19 protein-coding genes are annotated in these 20,073 nt (G+C 37.2%); 15 read left to right on the top strand and 4 right to left on the bottom strand.

Translation table 11 applies throughout. The annotated features are described in order from the left end of the window. Window positions 1-31: 31 nt before the first annotated feature. From H5084_RS06295 to H5084_RS06270, 6 genes are all read left to right on the top strand, one after another. Window positions 32-1,741, top strand: coding sequence for a polyamine aminopropyltransferase (locus tag H5084_RS06295; protein ID WP_028867719.1), 1,710 nt, complete (start codon window positions 32-34; stop codon window positions 1,739-1,741). Window positions 1,742-2,131: 390 nt separating this feature from the next. Further along, window positions 2,132-3,877 (top strand): lysophospholipid acyltransferase family protein, encoded by a 1,746-nt coding sequence (locus H5084_RS06290; protein WP_182689912.1) that lies wholly within the window; start codon window positions 2,132-2,134, stop codon window positions 3,875-3,877. Window positions 3,878-4,026: 149 nt separating this feature from the next. Next, window positions 4,027-5,589, top strand: a complete 1,563-nt coding sequence (locus H5084_RS06285; RefSeq protein ID WP_182689911.1) for a SulP family inorganic anion transporter — start codon at window positions 4,027-4,029, stop codon at window positions 5,587-5,589. Between the two features lie 698 nt (window positions 5,590-6,287). Next, window positions 6,288-7,250 (top strand): 6-phosphofructokinase, encoded by a 963-nt coding sequence (gene pfkA, locus H5084_RS06280; protein WP_028867722.1) that lies wholly within the window; start codon window positions 6,288-6,290, stop codon window positions 7,248-7,250. A 71-nt stretch (window positions 7,251-7,321) separates the two neighbouring features. Beyond that, window positions 7,322-7,921, top strand: coding sequence for a UPF0149 family protein (locus H5084_RS06275; RefSeq protein WP_182689910.1), 600 nt, complete (start codon window positions 7,322-7,324; stop codon window positions 7,919-7,921). Window positions 7,922-7,954: 33 nt separating this feature from the next. Then, the gene (locus H5084_RS06270; RefSeq protein WP_182689909.1) at window positions 7,955-8,665 is read left to right on the top strand and encodes a TIGR01621 family pseudouridine synthase; all 711 of its coding nucleotides are present in this window, start codon (window positions 7,955-7,957) and stop codon (window positions 8,663-8,665) included. Window positions 8,666-8,722: 57 nt separating this feature from the next. Here the strand turns inward: H5084_RS06270 and xthA are convergent, their stop codons facing one another. Beyond that, complete coding sequence (gene xthA, locus H5084_RS06265; protein ID WP_182689908.1) at window positions 8,723-9,529, bottom strand: exodeoxyribonuclease III; 807 nt, start codon at window positions 9,527-9,529, stop codon at window positions 8,723-8,725. 230 nt (window positions 9,530-9,759) lie between these two features. After that, entirely contained in the window at window positions 9,760-10,665 is a 906-nt protein-coding gene (locus tag H5084_RS06260; protein ID WP_182689907.1) for a LysR family transcriptional regulator, read from the bottom strand. A gap of 112 nt (window positions 10,666-10,777) precedes the next feature. On the opposite strand from H5084_RS06260, the gene H5084_RS06255 reads away from it, so the two are divergent. Beyond that, window positions 10,778-11,410: an NAD(P)-dependent oxidoreductase gene (locus H5084_RS06255; protein WP_182689906.1), complete on the top strand. Its 633-nt coding sequence runs from the start codon at window positions 10,778-10,780 to the stop codon at window positions 11,408-11,410. Between the two features lie 289 nt (window positions 11,411-11,699). On the opposite strand, the gene H5084_RS06250 is transcribed toward H5084_RS06255, so the two are convergent. Continuing rightward, entirely contained in the window at window positions 11,700-11,936 is a 237-nt protein-coding gene (locus H5084_RS06250; protein WP_028867728.1) for a TIGR02647 family protein, read from the bottom strand. A gap of 299 nt (window positions 11,937-12,235) precedes the next feature. Further along, window positions 12,236-12,658 (bottom strand): outer membrane protein assembly factor BamE, encoded by a 423-nt coding sequence (locus H5084_RS06245; RefSeq protein ID WP_182689905.1) that lies wholly within the window; start codon window positions 12,656-12,658, stop codon window positions 12,236-12,238. A gap of 246 nt (window positions 12,659-12,904) precedes the next feature. On the opposite strand from H5084_RS06245, the gene hemA reads away from it, so the two are divergent. From hemA to rlmM, 8 genes are all read left to right on the top strand, one after another. Further along, window positions 12,905-14,170, top strand: coding sequence for a glutamyl-tRNA reductase (gene hemA / locus H5084_RS06240; protein WP_028867729.1), 1,266 nt, complete (start codon window positions 12,905-12,907; stop codon window positions 14,168-14,170). A 51-nt stretch (window positions 14,171-14,221) separates the two neighbouring features. Next, window positions 14,222-15,313 carry a peptide chain release factor 1 gene (gene prfA, locus H5084_RS06235; protein ID WP_028867730.1) on the top strand — a complete coding sequence of 364 codons (1,092 nt, stop codon included), beginning with the start codon at window positions 14,222-14,224 and terminating at the stop codon, window positions 15,311-15,313. After that, window positions 15,314-16,153 (top strand): peptide chain release factor N(5)-glutamine methyltransferase, encoded by an 840-nt coding sequence (prmC, locus tag H5084_RS06230; protein WP_182689904.1) that lies wholly within the window; start codon window positions 15,314-15,316, stop codon window positions 16,151-16,153. A 79-nt stretch (window positions 16,154-16,232) separates the two neighbouring features. Continuing rightward, window positions 16,233-16,619: a SirB2 family protein gene (locus tag H5084_RS06225; protein WP_028867732.1), complete on the top strand. Its 387-nt coding sequence runs from the start codon at window positions 16,233-16,235 to the stop codon at window positions 16,617-16,619. Window positions 16,620-16,622: 3 nt separating this feature from the next. After that, complete coding sequence (locus H5084_RS06220) at window positions 16,623-17,483, top strand: tetratricopeptide repeat protein (protein ID WP_310735738.1); 861 nt, start codon at window positions 16,623-16,625, stop codon at window positions 17,481-17,483. A gap of 92 nt (window positions 17,484-17,575) precedes the next feature. Next, a complete protein-coding gene (kdsA, locus tag H5084_RS06215) occupies window positions 17,576-18,421 on the top strand; it encodes a 3-deoxy-8-phosphooctulonate synthase (protein WP_028867734.1) in 846 nt (281 codons plus the stop codon). An 8-nt stretch (window positions 18,422-18,429) separates the two neighbouring features. Then, entirely contained in the window at window positions 18,430-18,834 is a 405-nt protein-coding gene (locus H5084_RS06210; RefSeq protein ID WP_310735737.1) for a DUF423 domain-containing protein, read from the top strand. 33 nt (window positions 18,835-18,867) lie between these two features. Continuing rightward, a complete protein-coding gene (gene rlmM / locus H5084_RS06205; protein ID WP_182689903.1) occupies window positions 18,868-19,953 on the top strand; it encodes a 23S rRNA (cytidine(2498)-2'-O)-methyltransferase RlmM in 1,086 nt (361 codons plus the stop codon). The last annotated feature ends 120 nt before the right edge of the window (window positions 19,954-20,073 follow it).

Below are 20,073 nucleotides of genomic sequence, written 5' to 3'. Positions count from 1 at the left end.
GATGGCCTTTTTTATAAGCGAATATCAATCTATGTCCTTCAATGCTGACAAAAATAACAAAATAAAACTTCTTGTTGACGATACACTATTAATTTTAATCATGGCTACCTTAGCCTGCTGTGGTTTGATTTACGAATATCTTTTATCCCATTATTCAGCTCGAATTTTAGGCAGTGTTGAAACGGTTATTTATGCCATTATCGGGATCATGATAGTGTCTATGGGCTTGGGAGCGTTTGCTGCAAAAAGAATAAAGGATGCATTTCAAGGGTTTGTGGTATTAGAGTTAATCGTTGCATTGATCGGTTGCAGTGCAACGTTGTTAATTGCTTCGGTGATCGGTTTTAGTCAAACCTTGCCACAAATTATCGCTGATACCTATCAAATACCTAATGATGTATTAGTGAATGGCGATTTTCTATCAACGCTAAGTTGGATAAGCCTGCAACTACCTTACCTCTTTGCATTTATTCTGGGCTTTTTAATTGGCATGGAAATCCCCTTAATTGCGCGTATTCGAGAGACAGTTTACGGTCATCACCTCGCCCATAATGCAGGGACTATTTACGGTGCCGACTATATTGGAGCTGGTATAGGCGCGGCTATCTGGGTATTGTTCATGCTGAAAATAGAAATCAGCCAAGCAGCAGCATTAACTGCGTCATTAAACCTTATCGCAGGTTTCATCTTTTTAGTTCGCTTCAGAAGCTATCTTCGTTTTAAAGTTAAACTGATCCTAGGGCATGTGTTGTTAGGGCTGTTAATTGTATTAATTTTTGTTTCTGGAGGGCATTGGCAAAAGCAAATGCAAAATATGTTGTATTTAGATAAGGTGGTTTATCAAACGCAGACACCCTATCAGAATCTAGTTTTTACTGAGCGTCTTCTAGGCGGTGGTTATGAACCTATTTATAATTTCTATATTAATGGTCGATTACAGTTTTCGAGTTTAGATGAACATATTTATCACGAATTTTTAGTGCACCCTGCGATGCTGGCGTCTGCACGTCATGACAGTGTTTTGATCATTGGTGGGGGTGATGGTCTGGCGTTAAGAGAAGTACAAAAATGGAAACCTACCGACATTACTCTAATTGACCTTGACCCTAACTTAGTCGCTTTGTTTAAACAACCTGAGCAATTTTTGCCTCCTCATTTAAGCAGCAAGATCAAGTCGTTAACACTGGATAGTTTTAATCAACCAGGTGTTGAAGTGATTCATGATGATGCTTTTATTGCGATTGATCGCTTGTTAGCTGCTAACACTCACTTCGATACGATTATTGTAGATTTACCGGATCCTAGCCATCCTGATCTAAATAAATTGTACAGTGTGAATTTTTATTACCGATTACAGCATTTATTAAATGGTGATGGTGCGATTGTAGTTCAATCTACATCGCCATTTCATGCAAAGTCTGCCTTTATTTCAATCGGAAAAACCTTGCAGCAAGCGGGCTACCAAACTCAACAATATCATCAAAATGTACCTTCATTTGGAGAGTGGGGGTGGACCATTGCAAGTAAAACTGGGTTGCCTCCTTTACAACGATTATCTGCATTCAATGATATTGATGTTTCAACAAAATGGTTAACGTTGCCGTTATTAACGGGGTCATTTGTATTTAATAAAGATTTTTATGCAGATAAAGCAAATATCAAAATTAATTATTTAGGCAGTAATGCTTTATATCAATACCATCAACAGGCTTGGGAGGTTGAAACAGAGTTTTCTAATTAAGCGCTTCTATGTAGTTCAAGTTAGCTTATTTTTAACACTTTTTGATGCAAGCTTTTTTATAAGGTCTCAATCTATTAGTTTAATATACGCTTGGTTATTGCTGACGGTTTGATAACGAAACTGTTGATCAACACTAGCAGCTAGTTTCAGAAATGTTGTAAAAACTAAGCGTATATGTGTTATAGCATCGCTAATGACAGGATTAACAATAAGCACAGATATTAATTGATTTTTATGTGAAATGGTTGTTTATCAGCTTTAAATTACTTTAAATAAATATTAATTAATCGCCGCTTCCTTTTCTTTAGTCATAAATACATCTTATTTTTGCAACCCAATTGTCATTGTCATTTCTTATCCTAGTTTAAAAGCATAAGAGGTGTAGATAACATGATTTCAAGCCAGCAAATTTTTAAAAAGTACTTTCCTCAATTAAAAGAAACATCTTTTAAACATAAATTGTTACATTCTGTGTGTAAAAAACTACTCCACGAAACTACCTTTATTCACTTCGCAGAGTGTTATCCGAATTTACAGGGGTTTGACCTAATAGAGAAAACACTAGAATACTTTGATTTTAGTTTTGCCACTATTGATAAACAAATTGAGCGTATTCCTGTCACTGGTCGTGTCGTCATTGTTGCAAATCATCCAATAGGCACGTTAGATGGATTAGCATTGTTACATTTAGTCAGAAAATTGCGCAGCGATGTGAAAGTAGTGGCCAATGAACTCTTAATGGAAATAGAGGCATTGCATGAATTATTATTGCCGGTTAATAATTTCTCTGGTAATACCGCCAAAAAAGACCTGTTAAATATCCATGATTTTCTCAGTTGCGATGGTGCTGTGATCATTTTTCCTGCAGGGGAAGTGTCTCGCTTTACTGCTACCGGGGTTAAGGATCGCACTTGGCATAAAGGCTTTTTAAAAATTGCGTCACGGGCTAAAGCACCGATTTTACCGGTTCATATAAAAGCACGAAATTCTTGGACATTCTATGCATGCTCTTTGTTCTATAAACCACTCGCTAGTTTATTGTTAGTGCAGGAGATGTTTAATCACAACCAGCAGAGCATTCAAGTTAGTATTGGGAAATTAATCCCCTTTGATAGTTATGGTAAAAACAAGCTTTCCACTAAGGTTAAAGTTAATTTATTACAAAATGAAGTGATCAGAGTCGCCAAAGGTAAAGTAAGTTATTTTAAAACGGAGTCGGTTATTGCACATCCTGTGGCCAGAGTCGATTTAAAGCAAGCTATTGAAAAATGTAAGCTGTTGGGCTGTACATCAGATAATAAAAGTATTTATTTATTAGAGAAACCAGAACACGGTGTGATTTTAAAAGAGTTAGGTCGTTGCCGTGAAGTCACCTTTAGATCGGTTGGAGAAGGTACTGGGGAAAAGCGAGATTTAGATAAATACGACCTTAATTATATGCATCTGATATTGTGGGACCAAGAGCAACTGGAAATAGTAGGAGCTTATCGTTTCACGCCCACTTCAAAAATAATCTCGAGTCAAGGGGTAGAGGGACTTTATAGCAGTAAGTTATTTCGATATGAAGCAGATATGCAACCTGTATTTGAACGGGGGATTGAGTTAGGGCGCAGCTTTGTACAGCCTCGTTATTGGGGGAAGCGTAGTTTGGAATATTTGTGGCAGGGGATTGGCGCTTACTTAGCGATGAATCCGGAAATCCGTTATTTATTCGGGCCTGTTTCGCTGAGTTCAGCGCTACCTAAGAAGGCTCATGCATATCTTGTCTATTTTTATCAATTATATTTTCCTGCTCAAGGTACCTTGGCAAGTGCACGAAATGCTTACTTAATATCCGATGAATTAGATAACGAGTTATTTAATTATTTTACTGGCGAAAATTATGCAAAAGATTTTATGAAGTTAAAAACCATGATGAGTAATATTGGTGTGAGTGTACCAACACTATATAAACAATATACTGAGCTTTGTTCTGAAGGAGGCGTGCAGTTTGTTGATTTTAATATTGACCCTGACTTTAATCATTGTGTCGATGGGTTAGTGGTGGTTGATTTAAGCTTTATAAAAGAAAAAAAGCAACAGCGTTATATTGATATGCATTTACAAGGTAATAAACAAGGTCATGTCGCTTTATAAAGGTGACAAGTTAATGGCGATTTTTTAAATATTTCTTGAATATTTAATAAAAATGAGAGTTAAGACACTTAAATTTTGTTTGTTTTGCTGTTCGCTTCAATGGGCGCTATAATACGCGCCCTATATTTGACCTTACAAGGAACTAATCGGTGTTCGAATTCCCCCAAATTAATAAAAGCAGTATTAAAAATGATGTGCTTTCAGGTTTAACCGTTGCATTAGCACTGGTCCCTGAAGCGGTAGCCTTTGCCTTTGTGGCTGGTGTTGAACCAATGGTAGGCTTATACGCTGCGTTTATGGTGGGATTAATTACTGCTATATTTGGTGGTCGTCCGGGTATGATTTCTGGTGCAACGGGTGCAATGGCTGTAGTAATGGTTGCATTAGTGAGTGAACATGGTGTGCAATATTTATTTGCAGCTGTGTTATTAACAGGTCTATTACAAATCTTATTTGGCGCATTTCATTTGGGTAAGTTTATCCGTATGGTACCGCATTCTGTAATGATAGGATTTGTTAATGGCTTAGCGATTGTTATCTTTTTAGCACAATTGGGTCAATTCAAAGTAAAAGATGCAAGCGGGGGGCTAACGTGGTTACAAGGCGAAGCGCTGTACATCATGCTTGGCCTCATTTCATTAACAATGGCTATTATTCATTTTTTACCAAAATTGACTAATGCGGTGCCTTCTACGTTAGTGGCCATTTTAGTGGTGACATTATTGGTTTATTTTGTCCCTGCTTTAGATACACGTACAGTACTTGATTATCTGCAAAGTATGACGGGCGATCAAAATGCAACCATTGCGGGTTCCTTACCAACGTTTGCTATTCCTGCTGTGCCATTTAACTTTGAAACGCTACAAATTATATTGCCATATGCGTTGATTCTTGCGGCGGTTGGTTTAATTGAATCGCTACTAACATTAACAGTGGTTGATGAGATGACCGGTACGCGTGGTCGACCTAATAAAGAGTGTGTTGCACAAGGTGCATCTAATATGGTTAATGGTTTGTTTGGTGGTATGGGTGGTTGTGCAATGATTGGACAATCAATGATTAATATCAACTCCGGTGGTCGTGGTCGTTTATCGGGTGTGACAGCTGCTTTAGCATTGCTTGCTTTTATCTTATTTGCTTCAGGTCTCATTGAAATTGTGCCACTAGCTGCTTTAGTGGGGGTGATGTTTATTGTGGTATTAGGTACTTTTGAATGGGCTTCATTTAAAATGATGCGTAATGTGCCGATTAAAGATGCATTTGTTATTGTGTTAGTGAGTGGTGTAACGGTTGTTACTGACCTTGCTATTGCGGTATTTGTGGGTGTCATTGTTTCTGCTCTAGTATTTGCCTGGGAGCATGCTCGTCATATCCATTCTAAAATTGATATAAGTGAAGATGGTAGTGAAAAATCTTACCGTATTAATGGTCCTTTATTCTTTGGATCTGTTAGTAACTTCCTAGAATTGTTTGATGTTAAAGATGATCCGCGCCATGTCATTGTTGATTTTGCTGAGTGTCGCGTTGTTGACCATTCTGCTATTGAAGCAATCAGTGTGTTAAATGGACGTTATACTAAAGAAGGTAAAAAATTACATATTCGTCATTTAAGTAAAGATTGTCGTAAGCTATTGAATAAAGCAGGCGTATTAGTTGAAATGAATGTAATTGAAGATCCATCTTATGCGGTTGCATCAGACCAACTGGGTTAAGTGGTTATATAAACCTTATTGATATACTAACCTTTAACATTCAGATGAAGGGTTAGTATTTAAGGTGTAGGGTATTAAGCAGGATAATCGCATGCTTTTTTGTTTGATGGTTTGATTCTTTTATAATATATGAAACTATTTTTTGAGCTTGTTTTAGCGGTTTGATTGGCGGGTAGGACGGTAGTCTGCATCACATTTAGGGCTTAGTTGTGTGGATTTTGGATTCCAAACTGAAAACCATATATGTTTGTTTCGAAATGTTTTCTTTCTATTTTTCATTTTATTCTCCTTTTAGTTAGTAAGCACGATAACCTGTAAATATTACAATTTTATGACCATTTAAAAAAAAGATTTGTAGGAAAAATTAAGGTGTTAATAAAATAATAAACAAACATCTTTTTAGTAAGAATCTTTATAAAATTGTTATTGTAGTAGCCACAGTTATTGTATGCTTACCACTCAGAGTGTCATCGGTTGTTTACATGAAAAACCAATGATTAAAAAATAGCTATTTTAATTATTCGAAATACGCAGTGATATTTGATGTCTATATTATTTATAGAAAACTGCATATAAGTTGAGTTAAAATAATAAAAGTTTTAATTTTATAGACAATAATGATTACTGAAATTATTCATAAGTCGTAATAACTTAGTTTTATATTATTTGTCAATTAGCGTAATTGGTTGAGGTAAATTGTGATTAAAAAAATTGGTGTTTTAACAAGTGGTGGCGATGCGCCAGGTATGAACTCTGCAATCCGAGCAGTAACACGTACTTGTCTTTCACACGGTATTGAAGTGTTTGGTATTTACGATGGTTATGCAGGACTACATGCGGGAAAAATAGAACAATTAGACCGTTATTCAGTTTCAGATATTATCAACCGCGGTGGTACATTTTTAGGGTCTGCTCGTTTCCCTGAATTCAAAGAAGAAAGTGTACGTAAAGAAGCGATTAAACAATTAGAAAAGCATGGTATTGATGCATTGATCGTGATTGGTGGTGATGGTTCATACATGGGTGCATTAAAATTAAGTGAAATGGGTTTCCCATGTATTGGTGTTCCTGGAACTATCGATAACGATATCGCAGGTACTGATTACACTATTGGTTTTATGACGTGTTTAAATACAATTGTAGAAGCGGTTGACCGTCTACGTGATACTTCTTCGTCACATAATCGCATTTCAATTGTTGAAATTATGGGCCGTCATTGTGGTGACTTAACACTATGGGCTGCTGTTGCTGGTGGTAGTGAGTACGTGATTGTTCCGGAAAAAAACTTCGATGAAGAAAGTTTGATTAGACAACTTAAAGTCGGCGAAGATAAAGGTAAAAAGCATGCGATTATTGCTATTACCGAGCATATCACTGACGTTAATGCGTTAGCAAAACGTATTCAAGAAAGAACTAAGCGTGAAACTCGTGCAACTATTCTAGGCCATTTACAACGTGGTGGTTCTCCAATGGCCTTTGACCGTATTTTAGCAAGTCGTATGGGGTCATACGCTGTTGAATTGCTAAAAGAAGGACAAAGCGCGCGCTGTATCGGTATTAAAAATGGTCAAATGGTTCACCATGATATTGCTGAATGTTTACAAACAATGCAACGCCCATTTCGCCAAGATTTATACGACTTATCAAAAATATTATACTAAGCCATCAGTAGTATATAATAATCGGCTAAGCCTACCTTCGGGTGGGCTTTTTTATATCGATAGGATTATCTATGCCCGATCATCAAAGTAACGTTTTTATGGATTTCATTCGTTATAGTGAAAACTGTCAACAATTGCAGCAACTGCGACCCACTTATTATCAATTAGGTTTTATTTGCAGTGTTCAAGCATTACCTGAATTAATCGATCTTGAGCAGTGGTTAGGTTATTTATGGCAAGAGGGAGCTGATATGACTTTTGAGAACCAACAACAAGCTGCTGACTTTGCCAATAATGTGTTAAAACTAGTTGCAGAATTACAGTCCTTGTATCAGCAAGCGATCCCTCTAAATGGATTAAATTGTAAAACTTGGATTGATAATGAACAGATATTAAGTGTTAATGCAGTACAGTTTTCAGCAGGATTTTTAGCCGCTATTGAATTGTTTAATAGCCATTGGTTAGGCCTTGAAGACCAACCAGAAGGGCAAAATTTACTACAAACCACCATTTTACTATTAAGCAAACTGGCACCAGCAGAAGACGTGGATCAAACGTTATTAGATCTTTTTCAACAATTACCAGAGACAGATGAAATATTACAAATTTTGCCCCAACTATTAAGTAATTTAGCTTACAGTGCCGCGTCAATATCATCATCTGATGCATAACCATCAACAACTTTTTAATGCTTGGAGTTAATCATGCTTGAACACAGTGAAATCACTAATGAATACTTTTCATTAGTTTCAGAAAATGACCATTTTGTGGTTATTAATAAACGACCGGGCATTAATTTCCACAGCGAAGACGGTGAATATGGCGTTGTTGTTGCTGTGGAGAAATTTTTAGGTAAAAAACTTTATAGTGTACATCGTTTAGATAAAATGACTTCAGGGCTGTTATTATTGGCAAAATCATCGCAGGTAGCGCATAGTCTGTCTGAACTATTCAAAGCACAACAAGTTCAAAAGTATTACCTTGCTATTGCTGATAAGAAGCCTAAGAAAACACAGGGGCTAATTAAAGGAGGCATGGAGAAATCGCGTCGTTCAATGTGGAAACTGACACGTCACCAAGATAACCTCGCTATCACACAGTTTTTTAGTTATGCACTAGGTGAAGGTAAACGATTATTTATTGTTAAGCCTAAAACCGGTAAAACGCATCAAATTCGCGTTGCATTGAAGAGTGTAGGAAGTGCTATTTGCGGCGATCCTATCTATGCGACTGAAGATGCATATCGATATGACAGAGGTTATTTACATGCTTATCAAATTCAATTTACTTATGAGCAACAAGTTTATCGCTTTAGTGTCGAACCTGATATTGGAGTGGAATTTTTAGCACCGGCTTGTCAGGCTAAATTAGCAGAAGTTAATGAGTGCGAACATTTGCAGTGGCCGAAAATCTAAGTGCTTGTGAGCAGCAAAAGCGTTAATCGTTAAACTAACGCTTTTGGTTTATTTGGATTAAGCGAATTCAGTCCAAATAGGCGCATGATCTGAAGGTTTATCAATACCTCTTAGTTCATAATCAATATCTGCTTCTACTGTTTTTTCAGCTAATGAATGTGTTGCTAATACCACATCAATGCGTAACCCCCGGTTGTCATCAAAACCACGAGAGCGGTAATCGAACCAGCTAAATTTTTCATTTTCTTCTGGATGTAATAAACGGAACGTATCGGTAAACCCAAAATCCATTAAGGTAGCTAACCATTCACGCTCTTCCGGTAAGAAGCTACATTTTTTGGTTTGTAACCAGCGTTTTGCATTCACTTCACCAATACCAATATCTAAATCAAGTGGAGATATATTAATATCACCCATCACTATCACTTGCTCATCGGCTGTGTGATTCTCATGTAAATAAGTATTTAAATCTTTATAAAACTGACGCTTATAGGGATATTTAGTTTCATGAGTTTGGTTTTCTCCTTGTGGGAAGTAACCGTTGAGAATATGTACTGGTTGTCCATCTTCATCGGCTACCGTCACCATGATCATACGTTTTTGATGATCTTCATTATCAGTAGGGAAACCATATTGCACCGCTGTTGGTTTTTGTTTGCATAACATTGCGACACCGTAATGTGCTTTTTGGCCATGAAAGTAAACGTGGTAACCCATCGCTTCTACCGCTTCAACTGGAAAGGCATCATTATGTACTTTGATTTCTTGTAAACCGATCACATCTGGTTGATGTTTATCGATAATCGCTTGTAATTGGTGAAGACGCGCGCGCAGCCCGTTAATATTGAAGGAGATAACTTTCATAAAATAATAGCCTTTACAGAATCGAAACGCTGAATGTACCTTGTTGTGCTTATTTACTCAACCGAGTAATGATAATTAAAGTCTACGCAGCGTATTCAACTGGTTTTGTATTAACATTAGTCGTGATTTTCTTGCGGCCTTTTTAAAGACTAATGACTTACATTGTTTGTATAACGACTCACAATTGTAATAACTTTAACAATGTAGTTTAGGGGCTGATTACGCTTAGGTTAGGAGATGGCTCCAGTAAATTTTTTAATATCTTGTTGCCAGTGTGTTGCTAAAAAGTCTATAAAAGCACGCACGACTGATTGTTGATAATTACGCGAAAGGTAAACGGCCCATAAGTTATGGCCAGGAGAATAATAGTCAGGTAGCACTTCAACGAGTTCTCCGCTTTGTAAATAGGTATTTGCTAAATCACACGGAATATTAGCAATGCCCATACCTTTGAGCGTAGCATTAATAAGGACGCCCATTTCATTACATTGCAAGTTCCCCTTAACCGTTATTTCTTGATCACTGTTGGTAGATGTAATTCGCCATTTAGTGGCGCTACTATGTACCAAGCAGTTATGAGTTATTAAGTCTTGCGGAGTTTTTAATGCTGCAGACTTGGTTAAATAAAGGCTTGAAGCACATAATACACTGTCGATGTGCATCAATTTACGAGCAATAAGTTGCTCATCGGGCTGTTGCATATAACGAAGCGCAACATCAACGCGCTCATCAACTAACTGTGACAAGTTATCAGACAGAATAAGTTGAATGTTTGTATTCGGGTGTAATGCCAAAAATGCTTCAACTTTATCAAAAAGCAACGCTTGTCCAAGCCCAATGGGTGATGCAACTCGAATCGTACCCACTAGCTCATTATTGTGGCTATGAGCACGACTTTGCATGTCTGAAACCGTGCTGATTATTTGTTGGCAATACAGTAAAGCTTCTTCTCCTTGCAAGGTTAAACTTACTTTACGCGTGGTGCGATGAAATAATCGAAGTGATAGCCATTGTTCTATTTCTTGTACATGGCGGCTGACCTGTAGGCGGCTTAAAGATAAATGTTCAGCAGCTTTAGTAAAACTGCCTGCTCGTGCAACTTCGATGAAGCTCTTTATTGCCGTTATCTTATCCATTAGTAACCTTTTTAGAACCAATATGTATCTTAATTCTATATTTATCATTGTAAATCGAACAAGTAAACTGCTTTTACTCGCTCAGCGTTAAACATCAAAGAAGGAACATAAAATGAAATTAGCAATATTAGGTGCAACGGGTTGGATTGGAAGCCACATTTTGGAGCAAGCTGTAAAGCGTGGTCATGAGGTGGTTAGTCTTGTACGTGACCCGATAAAAATCAGTGAACAAAAAACGAGCGTTGTTTCGTTTGATTTACAAAGCGAACAAGATATAACCTCCTTGATAGGTGATGTTGAAGTCTTGATTGTTTCTGTGGGTGGACGTGCTAACGGTAATCACCAGCTAGTGGCTGAAACTGCACAACGTTTGATGACTGCACTTGATGGCAGTAATACTCGCATTGTTTGGGTAGGCGGCGCAGGAAGCTTAGAAGTGGCGCCTGGAGTTACACTCGTTTCAACCCCTGAATTCCCAGAGGATTATAAGCAAGAAGCATTAGCGCAAGTAGAAGCATTAAATGTGTTCAAAGACAGTAAAAGTAATGCATCATGGACATTTGTTAGCCCGGCTGCGTTTATTTATCCTGGGGGCAGTGAAGGTCAATACCGTATAGGCGATAACACATTTTTTACTAATACCGACGGTGAAAGTAAAGTATCAGTGACTGATTATGCGATTGCGATGGTAGAGGAAGCTGAAAATGCAGCGCATTTAAATCAACATATAAGCATCGCTTACTAATCTATTTATCAATAGTTTAACAGTACCAATAATAGTGAATCGAGCTTGATTATCTCTACGCTTAATCAAGCTCAATGAATAAAAGAACATTTAATCAATCTACGTTGAGTCAAAATACATTTGATAGAAGTGCATTTGTTAAACGTAGAATAGATATATAATTAAATGTCCTCTAAACATTCTATACAAAGTTTCATTAACCATTGGCTGATTATTTTAATCAGCCAATTTTTTAATTAGTTATTTTAAGGTAATTTATTAACTTGGGATCATCAATCTGATTGTTTTGTTAATTTAACGCGATTAATACATGGTGTAAGTGCTCGGCTGTTTCTAAACCACTATCGGTTAGATAACCTCCGTCATGTTGCGTAGTAAGACCTTTATCAAAAAGAGATTGTGCGGCTTGGATAACTGATGGGGATGCTTCTTTGTGAATTTTTAATCCTTCTAATTGTGATTTTTGTGGGAACTTAGCAAGTAATTTCATTTCTTCGAAAAAAGTATCAGAGTAAGTTTTAATCATCTTTAATTCACTTCTATAGTATTAAGGAACTTTCATCATATGCTCTGTTATATAAAAAGCAAAATTTACTCGAAGGGAACATGGGCTAGATCAATTCTCTGTAATATTCTGTTATTAAAGGTGATTTAGCGCACTTAAACAGATATTAGTATAGCAGATTTAGTCTGTTTTATGCATACGGGATAAAACTTCTTAATTTTACACGATCAATAAAGCGAGCGAATAAAAAAGGAATGCATTTGGCATTCCTTTTATGGGGTGACACTTTAACCGTGCTATAAAAAACGCACTATAAAATTTTATTCCGAGGTTAAAGGCACTTTGGTTTGATCACTTTGTGCCGCTGCATTAGGCGCATTTTTAGTTTTAGGGTTCTTAATGAGAGGATTTTCGACAGAAGTATTGTCACTCACAATTTCATTTAACTGACCATCTTTAAATGTAAGTAAAATTTCTGATTGCTGAATGTCTTCACCGCCAGGTTTGATATAACGAATGTAATACCACTTTGATGAATCAAACTGATCGATTAACATCGGCGAGCCTAACACGTAAATAACTTGCTCCTGTGTCATGCCTATCTCAATTTTGGCTAGTTTTTCACTGTCAATATAGTTTCCTTGCACTACATCAATTTGGTAAACAAAGGTATCGTACAAATAAGAGCAACCTGAAAGTGAAAAGGTAACTATAATACTAGCGAATATTTTTTTAATGTTCATGGGCTCATCAATCGTTAAAGGGTGAAAATGATGAAGCTGATAATACCCAAGCAAAGCAGACATGTAAAAATATAAGCGAAGAAATTTTGTGTTTCTGTTTTATCAAGCAGAACAAGTTAAGTAATTGTTTAAAAATAAGACTAAATAGGTGCTAGAAACAGAGTTAGCTTTAAATTTGTTGTAAAATTACGTAGAATTCAGCTCTTTTATTTTATCCCAATCTTTTTGACTCTGTGAATTATATAAATGCCATTATTTGCGTTAGGAATTAATCATCAAACTGCATCAGTAGAACTGAGAGAAAAGGTTGCTTTTTCGCCTGATTCTTTATCTATTGCCTATGCTGATTTGTTGACTCAACCCTTTGTCAAGGAAGCGGTTATTATTTCAACCTGTAATCGATGTGAAATCTATTGTCATTTTGAACAGGAAGATCCCAGTTCAATATTACATTGGTTAACGCAGTTCCATGGTATTGAAACGGACAGCTTGAATGATAATTTTTATTGCTATCAAGATCAGCAAGCAGTAGCACACTTATTTCGTGTTGCCAGTGGCTTAGATTCATTAGTGCTGGGTGAGCCGCAAATCTTAGGGCAGATCAAGCAAGAGTTTGCTACTGCAAGCCAATACAAAGCGGTCAGTAAAACACTGAATAAATGGTTTCAACATTCTTTTAGAGTGGCTAAACGCGTGCGTACTGAAACACAAATTGGCGCAAATGCAATTTCTGTTGCCTTTGCAGCCGTCTGTTTAGCAAGACAAATATTTAGTGATTTAAAACAAAGTCGGGTTTTATTAATCGGAGCCGGTGAAACCATTGAACTAGTAGGTAAATATCTACTTGAGCATGAAGTGCCTAATATCACTATTGCTAATCGTACCCTAGAACGTGCGATGGATTTAGTTGAACAATTTGATGCTAAAGCAATCACACTGGGCGAAATTCCTAACCACTTATCTAAATCAGATATTATCATCTCTTCAACAGCTAGCCCATTGCCCATTATCGGCAAAGGTATGGTGGAAAGTGCATTAAAAGATCGTCGTCATCAACCCATGTTATTTATTGATATTGCGGTGCCTCGTGATATCGAGCAACAAGTTTCAGAATTAAACGATGCATATTTATATAGTGTGGATGATTTGCAGGGCATAATAGAAGAAAATAAACAAGCTCGTGCCGAAGCCGCGATTGAAGCAGAAAAAATTATTGTCGGCTGCGTTGATATTTTCATGGCTTGGAGAGAATCTTTAAAAGCGGTTGAAACTATTCGTTTATATCGTCAAAACAGTGAGCAATTAAGAGATGAATTATTACAACGTGCTATTACTTCATTAGCGAATGGCAATGATAGCGAAAAAGTATTAAAAGAACTGGCGTTTAAATTAACCAATAAATTAATCCATCACCCTAGTCAGGCTCTCACTACAGTCAGCCAGACCGGTAATGAACAAGATTTAGAGTTACTCAGAGTAACATTGGGTTTAAACCAAAAAGATGATTTATAAAGAATATATTAAGTAGCTCGACTACTTACCTGTTCATAAAAAGAGATAAAGATGAAAGCATCAATTGTTGCAAAGTTAGAAATTTTAGTTGAACGTTACGAAGAAGTTCAAGCCTTGTTAGGCGATCCTGATACCATTAGTAATCAACAAAAATATCGTGAATTAACGAAAGAGTATTCACAGCTGGAAGAAGTAGTGTTGTGTTTTAAATCATTTCAAAGTGCACAACAAGACCTCGCTGCTGCTGAACTTATGTTAGAAGACGATGACGAAGATATGCGTGCAATGGCGGAAGATGAAGTTGTTGAAGCAAAGGTTAATGTAGAAAAATTAGCTGATCAGTTACAAATTTTATTATTACCAAAAGATCCTAATGATGATCGTAACTGTTTTGTTGAGATCCGTGCCGGCGCCGGTGGTGATGAAGCGGCGATTTTTGCGGGCAACTTATTCCGGATGTACAGTAAGTATTGCGATAGCAAAAAGTGGCGTGTCACGATCATGAATAGCAATGTCAGTGAGCAGGGTGGTTACAAAGAAGTGATCATGCAAATCGAAGGTGAAGGTGCTTACGGGTTAATGAAATTTGAGTCTGGCGGTCACCGTGTACAGCGTGTACCTGAAACTGAATCACAGGGACGCATACATACTTCTGCGTGTACTGTTGTAGTGATGCCTGAAATTCCAGAATCTGAAGCGATTTCAATTAATCCTGCTGATTTAAAAGTTGATACGTTCCGTGCATCAGGGGCTGGTGGTCAACACGTTAATAAAACTGACTCGGCTATTCGTATTACTCACGTACCGACTGGTACAGTGGTTGAATGTCAGGATCAACGTTCACAGCATAAAAACCGTGCGCAAGCGATGTCGGTATTGCAAGCTCGTTTACAACAAGCTGAAGACGAAAAGAACAATGCCGAAGAGCAAGATATTCGCCGTAGCTTAGTCGCTAGTGGCGATCGAAGTGAACGTATTCGTACTTATAACTACCCGCAAGGTCGTGTTAGTGACCACCGTATTAACTTAACTATATATCGTCTAAATGAAGTCTTAGAAGGTGAGTTGGATGCACTACTGGATCCTATTTTACAAGAAGACCAAGCAGACAAATTAGCGGCATTAGCACAAGGTACATTATAATTGCGTATTGATGATGCTTTGGTATGGGCAGAGTTCACGCTTGTAAATAGTGACTCTGCGCTTTTAGATGCACAGGTATTGTTAGCATTTGTACTTGGTAAAGAAACGATCTATTTAATAACATGGCCAGAGCGCGATTTAAGTGCACAGCAAAAGGCACATTTTGAATCGTTAATAGAACAACGTGTTAATGGTCACCCAGTTGCTCATTTAGTTGGTCAGCGCGAGTTTTGGTCATTACCGTTAAAGGTCAATAATAGTACCTTAATACCGAGACCGGATACTGAAGTATTAGTCGAAGTTACGCTTAACAACATACTTGAAAAAAATCATCCTAATGCCCATATATTGGACTTGGGCACTGGCACTGGAGCGATCATTCTTGCTCTGGCCAGCGAATTACCTAAAGCACACTGTGTGGCGGTAGACTTCAGTGAACAGGCTGTTAAATTGGCGACTGAAAACCGAGATAATTTAGACCTAAAGCACATACAGATATACCAAAGTGATTGGTTTGAAAATGTGCAGGGGCGGTTTGATGTGATTGTTAGTAACCCGCCTTATATTGACGCTAATGATAAACACCTTAACCTTGGCGATGTGCGTTTTGAACCTCTATCTGCTTTAGTCGCTAATGAACAGGGGTTATCTGATATACGACATATTTGCGAGCAAGCAAAAGGTTATTTAAATGCTGATGGTTGCCTATTATTTGAGCATGGTTTTGAACAAGCTGTGTTAGTTAGTCAAATTCTGCATGAAAATGGATTTACAGGTATACGAACGGAACAAGATTACGCAAATAACGACCGAGTGACACTAGGATTTTTAACGTGTTAACGTTCATATTATAAATTTATATTTTTAAATAATATTAATAAAACAACTGTAAGTTTAATGACTTACCTCTAGGATAAAGATGTATTCTATTTTAAAACACACACATATGACCTTCATTCTGCTGGCTATAGTTATCTTTATTTTAAGATTCTTCTGGCTAAAGTCAGGGCATGTAAATGCACAAAAAGCCGTTTACAAAAAAATTCATTTACACACTCATTTAACAATTATCGTTTTAGGACTAGCGTTAATGGGACTTTTGCACTTTAATCCTTTTGTTGAAAGTGGATATTGGTTATTAGAAAAACTCATTGCTTTTGTTGCTTATTTTGCAATGGTACAAGTCGCATTAAATGAAAAAACTAAAAAACATATTCAATGGTTAGCGTTTATTGGTGCTTTCGGTTGGTTGGCCTACATAGCGAAATTAGCATTCACTAAACAAGCCATTTTATTAGTGGGGTAAAAAGTGGAATTAGATGAACAAGATGCAATAGAACAGCGCATTCTTAATGCAAGTATTATTCATGAAGGTATTGACTATAGTGCATATTCGCTTTTGCAATTGGCGAGTATGGCGGAATCTGAAATTACTGGTCAGTCGATTTTACAATTTCAAGATTCAATGCGCTTGCAGATGATTGTGATCAAGTCACAAATAAAACATGAAACAACGAACGATCTTAATAAACTAAAAGTGCTGTTAAATACACTTTATCAAGAGCAAGGTTTTAGTGGTGATTGGAAAGCTTTTTTCGAAGTTAAAAATGCTTTAGTCTCTAAAGTATTAGCGCGTCGTAAGGGCGTTCCCATTAGTTTGGGGATTTTATTGATTGAAATGCTAAAGGAGACTGGTTTTTCTGCACAGGGGATCTGCTTTCCAAGTGGGTTTATTGTTAAAGTTGAATTAGAGTTTGATGTTATCTATGTCGACCCATTCAACGGCGAACTAGTTAGCTGTAAGCAACTAGAATTAAAAGTACGTGGTCAGTTGGGTAATCATGCTCGACTAACTGCTGAAATGCTCAACGCAGATTCAAATGAAGTAATTATAAAACGTTATATTAGCGTTTTAAAAGCGGCTTATATTCAAGCCGAAAATATCGAATTAGCCTTGTTGTGTAGTGATATATTATTACGCCTTGATCCCGAAGATGCTTTTGAAGTAAGGGACCGAGGTTTCTTATTTCAACAGTTAGAATGTTTTCGCTTAGCGTGCAATGATTTCACCTATTTTATAGAACAGTGCCCAGAAGACCCGATTGTTAATTTATTAAAACAACAAATTAAGCAAATGACAGATGAGCACAGTGCTCAGACAATTCATTAATCACGATCCGGTATGTCGTGAATACTTGGTTATCCAACAATGAATTTACTGTAATATTGGGATAACAAGTTACAACTAACAAGAGAGAAAAAATGACTCAGAAAATTATTAAAGTAGGCAATATAGACGTTGCAAATGATCTTCCTTTTGTATTATTTGGTGGAATGAATGTTTTAGAGTCTCGCGATTTAGCGATGAAAATGGTTGAAACCTATGTGGAAGCGACCACTAAGTTGAATATCCCTTATGTATTTAAAGCCTCTTTTGATAAAGCGAATCGCTCATCAATTAATAGTTATCGTGGTCCTGGTTTAGAAGAAGGTTTACGTATTTTTGAAGAGATTAAATCTACGTTTAATGTGCCAATTATTACTGATGTACACGAACCTTACCAGGCTAAGCCAGTAGCTGAAGTCGTTGATGTTATTCAATTACCTGCTTTTTTAAGTCGTCAAACTGACCTTGTGCAAGCAATGGCAGAAACGAATGCGGTGATTAATGTAAAAAAAGCACAATTCTTAGCGCCACATGAAATGCAACATATTATTACTAAATTTAAAGAAGCTGGTAACGACAAAATCATTCTTTGTGAGCGTGGTAGTTGCTTTGGTTATAATAATTTAGTAGTAGATATGTTAGGTTTTAGTACCATGAAAGAAACCGGTTATCCGGTTATCTTTGATGTAACCCATTCTCTACAAAAACCGGGTGCACGCAGTGATAGTGCCGATGGTCGTAGAAGCCAAGTGGTACAATTAGGTTTGGCGGGCATGTCGCAGGGAATTGCTGGTCTATTCCTTGAATCTCATCCTGATCCAAGTAATGCTAAGTGTGATGGTCCTTGTGCATTACCATTAGATAAACTAGTGCCATTCCTAACACAAATGAAGCAAATGGATGACTTAGCAAAAAGTTTAGCGCCAATCATCACTGAATAAGGTTACTTGTGTTATTAACTAAACAAGCGCGTACTTTTATCGCCGTTGCTGCCTTCTTGGGCGCAACGGCGGTTATGTTTGGAGCGTATGCTAGCCATGGTTTAGCGCTATGGGCAACGCCCGCTCAAGTGTTACAAGTACAACTTGCTGCGCAATATCAGTTATTCCATGCCATTACGTTATTGGTGGTTGCTGTGTTGGGCTGTGTGTTTACATTACCTGTGCTTTCTCAACGTTCACTTACAATAAGTCAGTATTGTCTTACGCTTGGTATTTTTTGCTTTAGTGGGAGCTTGTATTATTTGGTCTTTTTAGGTTCAAAGCTGCTGGTTTTAATCACTCCCGTGGGAGGTTTATTACTGATTTTTGGCTGGTTATCTATTGTTGTTTCTATGATTTTTAAACAAAAATAAAGGTTTATTGATGAACAATAAACTAAGGGTTATATGTTAGGTATTCTTTTATATTGTCGTCCAGGTTTTGAAAACGATTGTGCCAATGAAATTCAAGCAAAAGCTAGTGAGCTTGAAGTATTTGGTTATATTAAAACGTTAAAAAATAGTGGATTTGTTTTATATCATTGCTATGACCCATCACAAGTTGAAGCATTAGCTGAGCAATTAAACTTTGCTCAATTAATTTTTGCACGTCAAATGATTGTGGCGGTTGCGTTAGTAGAAGAGTTGCCTGCTGAAGACCGTATTACGCCGATTTTAGCCATTACTCGCCAATTACCAATGGCCGGCGATGTTTATGTAGAATGTCCTGAAGGCGATGAAACTAAACCTCTGCTTACTTTTTGTCGTAAATTTACTGTACCTTTTAGACAAGCATTAAAAAAACACAATAATCTGACCAATAAAGAGAACCATAAAAAGCGACGTACACATGTTTGCTTTATGGATTATGAAACTGCCTACGTGGGTTATTCTTTACCCAACAATCGCAGTGACGAACATATGGGGATCATGCGTTTAAGGTTCCCCAATGAAGCGCCAAGTCGTTCTACATTGAAGTTGGATGAAGCGTTCCAAACCTTTTTGACTAAAGAAGAACAAGCTTTACGTGCTCATTCCGGTTTGCGCGCAGTCGACTTAGGTGCGTGTCCCGGCGGTTGGACTTATCAATTAGTAAGACGTGGTATGTTCGTTAGTTGTGTCGATAATGGGGCGATGGCCGATAGCTTAATGGAAACAGGTCAAGTTACCCACTACATAGAAGATGGTTTTAAATTTGAACCTGAACGTAAAAACATTCATTGGTTAGTGTGTGACATGATTGAGAAACCCAAGCGTGTTGCAAAATTAATGGCGCAATGGTTAATTGATGGTTGGTGTAAAGAGGCGATTTTTAATCTCAAGTTACCCATGAAACAACGTTATCAAGAAGCCACTGACGATTTAAAAATATTAACTGATATGATTGATCAAGCTGGTTTTAACTATGAATTACAAGCTAAGCATTTATATCATGACCGAGAAGAGATAACCGTGCATGTACGCCTAACGGATAAAATCTACGGCCCATTATAATCCTTATATTGCTTAAATGAGTGGCTAATTTCTGCTTCTGCAATCTTAGTCGCTGATACTCATTGAGCTAAAATGCCCAAATTATATTGTCATTCATATAGCCACTACCTAGTCGATTAT

Source organism: Psychromonas sp. SR45-3, from assembly GCF_014163575.1.
GTDB classification, from domain to species: Bacteria; Pseudomonadota; Gammaproteobacteria; order Enterobacterales; family Psychromonadaceae; genus Psychromonas; species Psychromonas arctica.
Note: the sequence above shows the minus strand (reverse complement) of the source record. Positions and strands in the feature narration are given on the sequence as shown.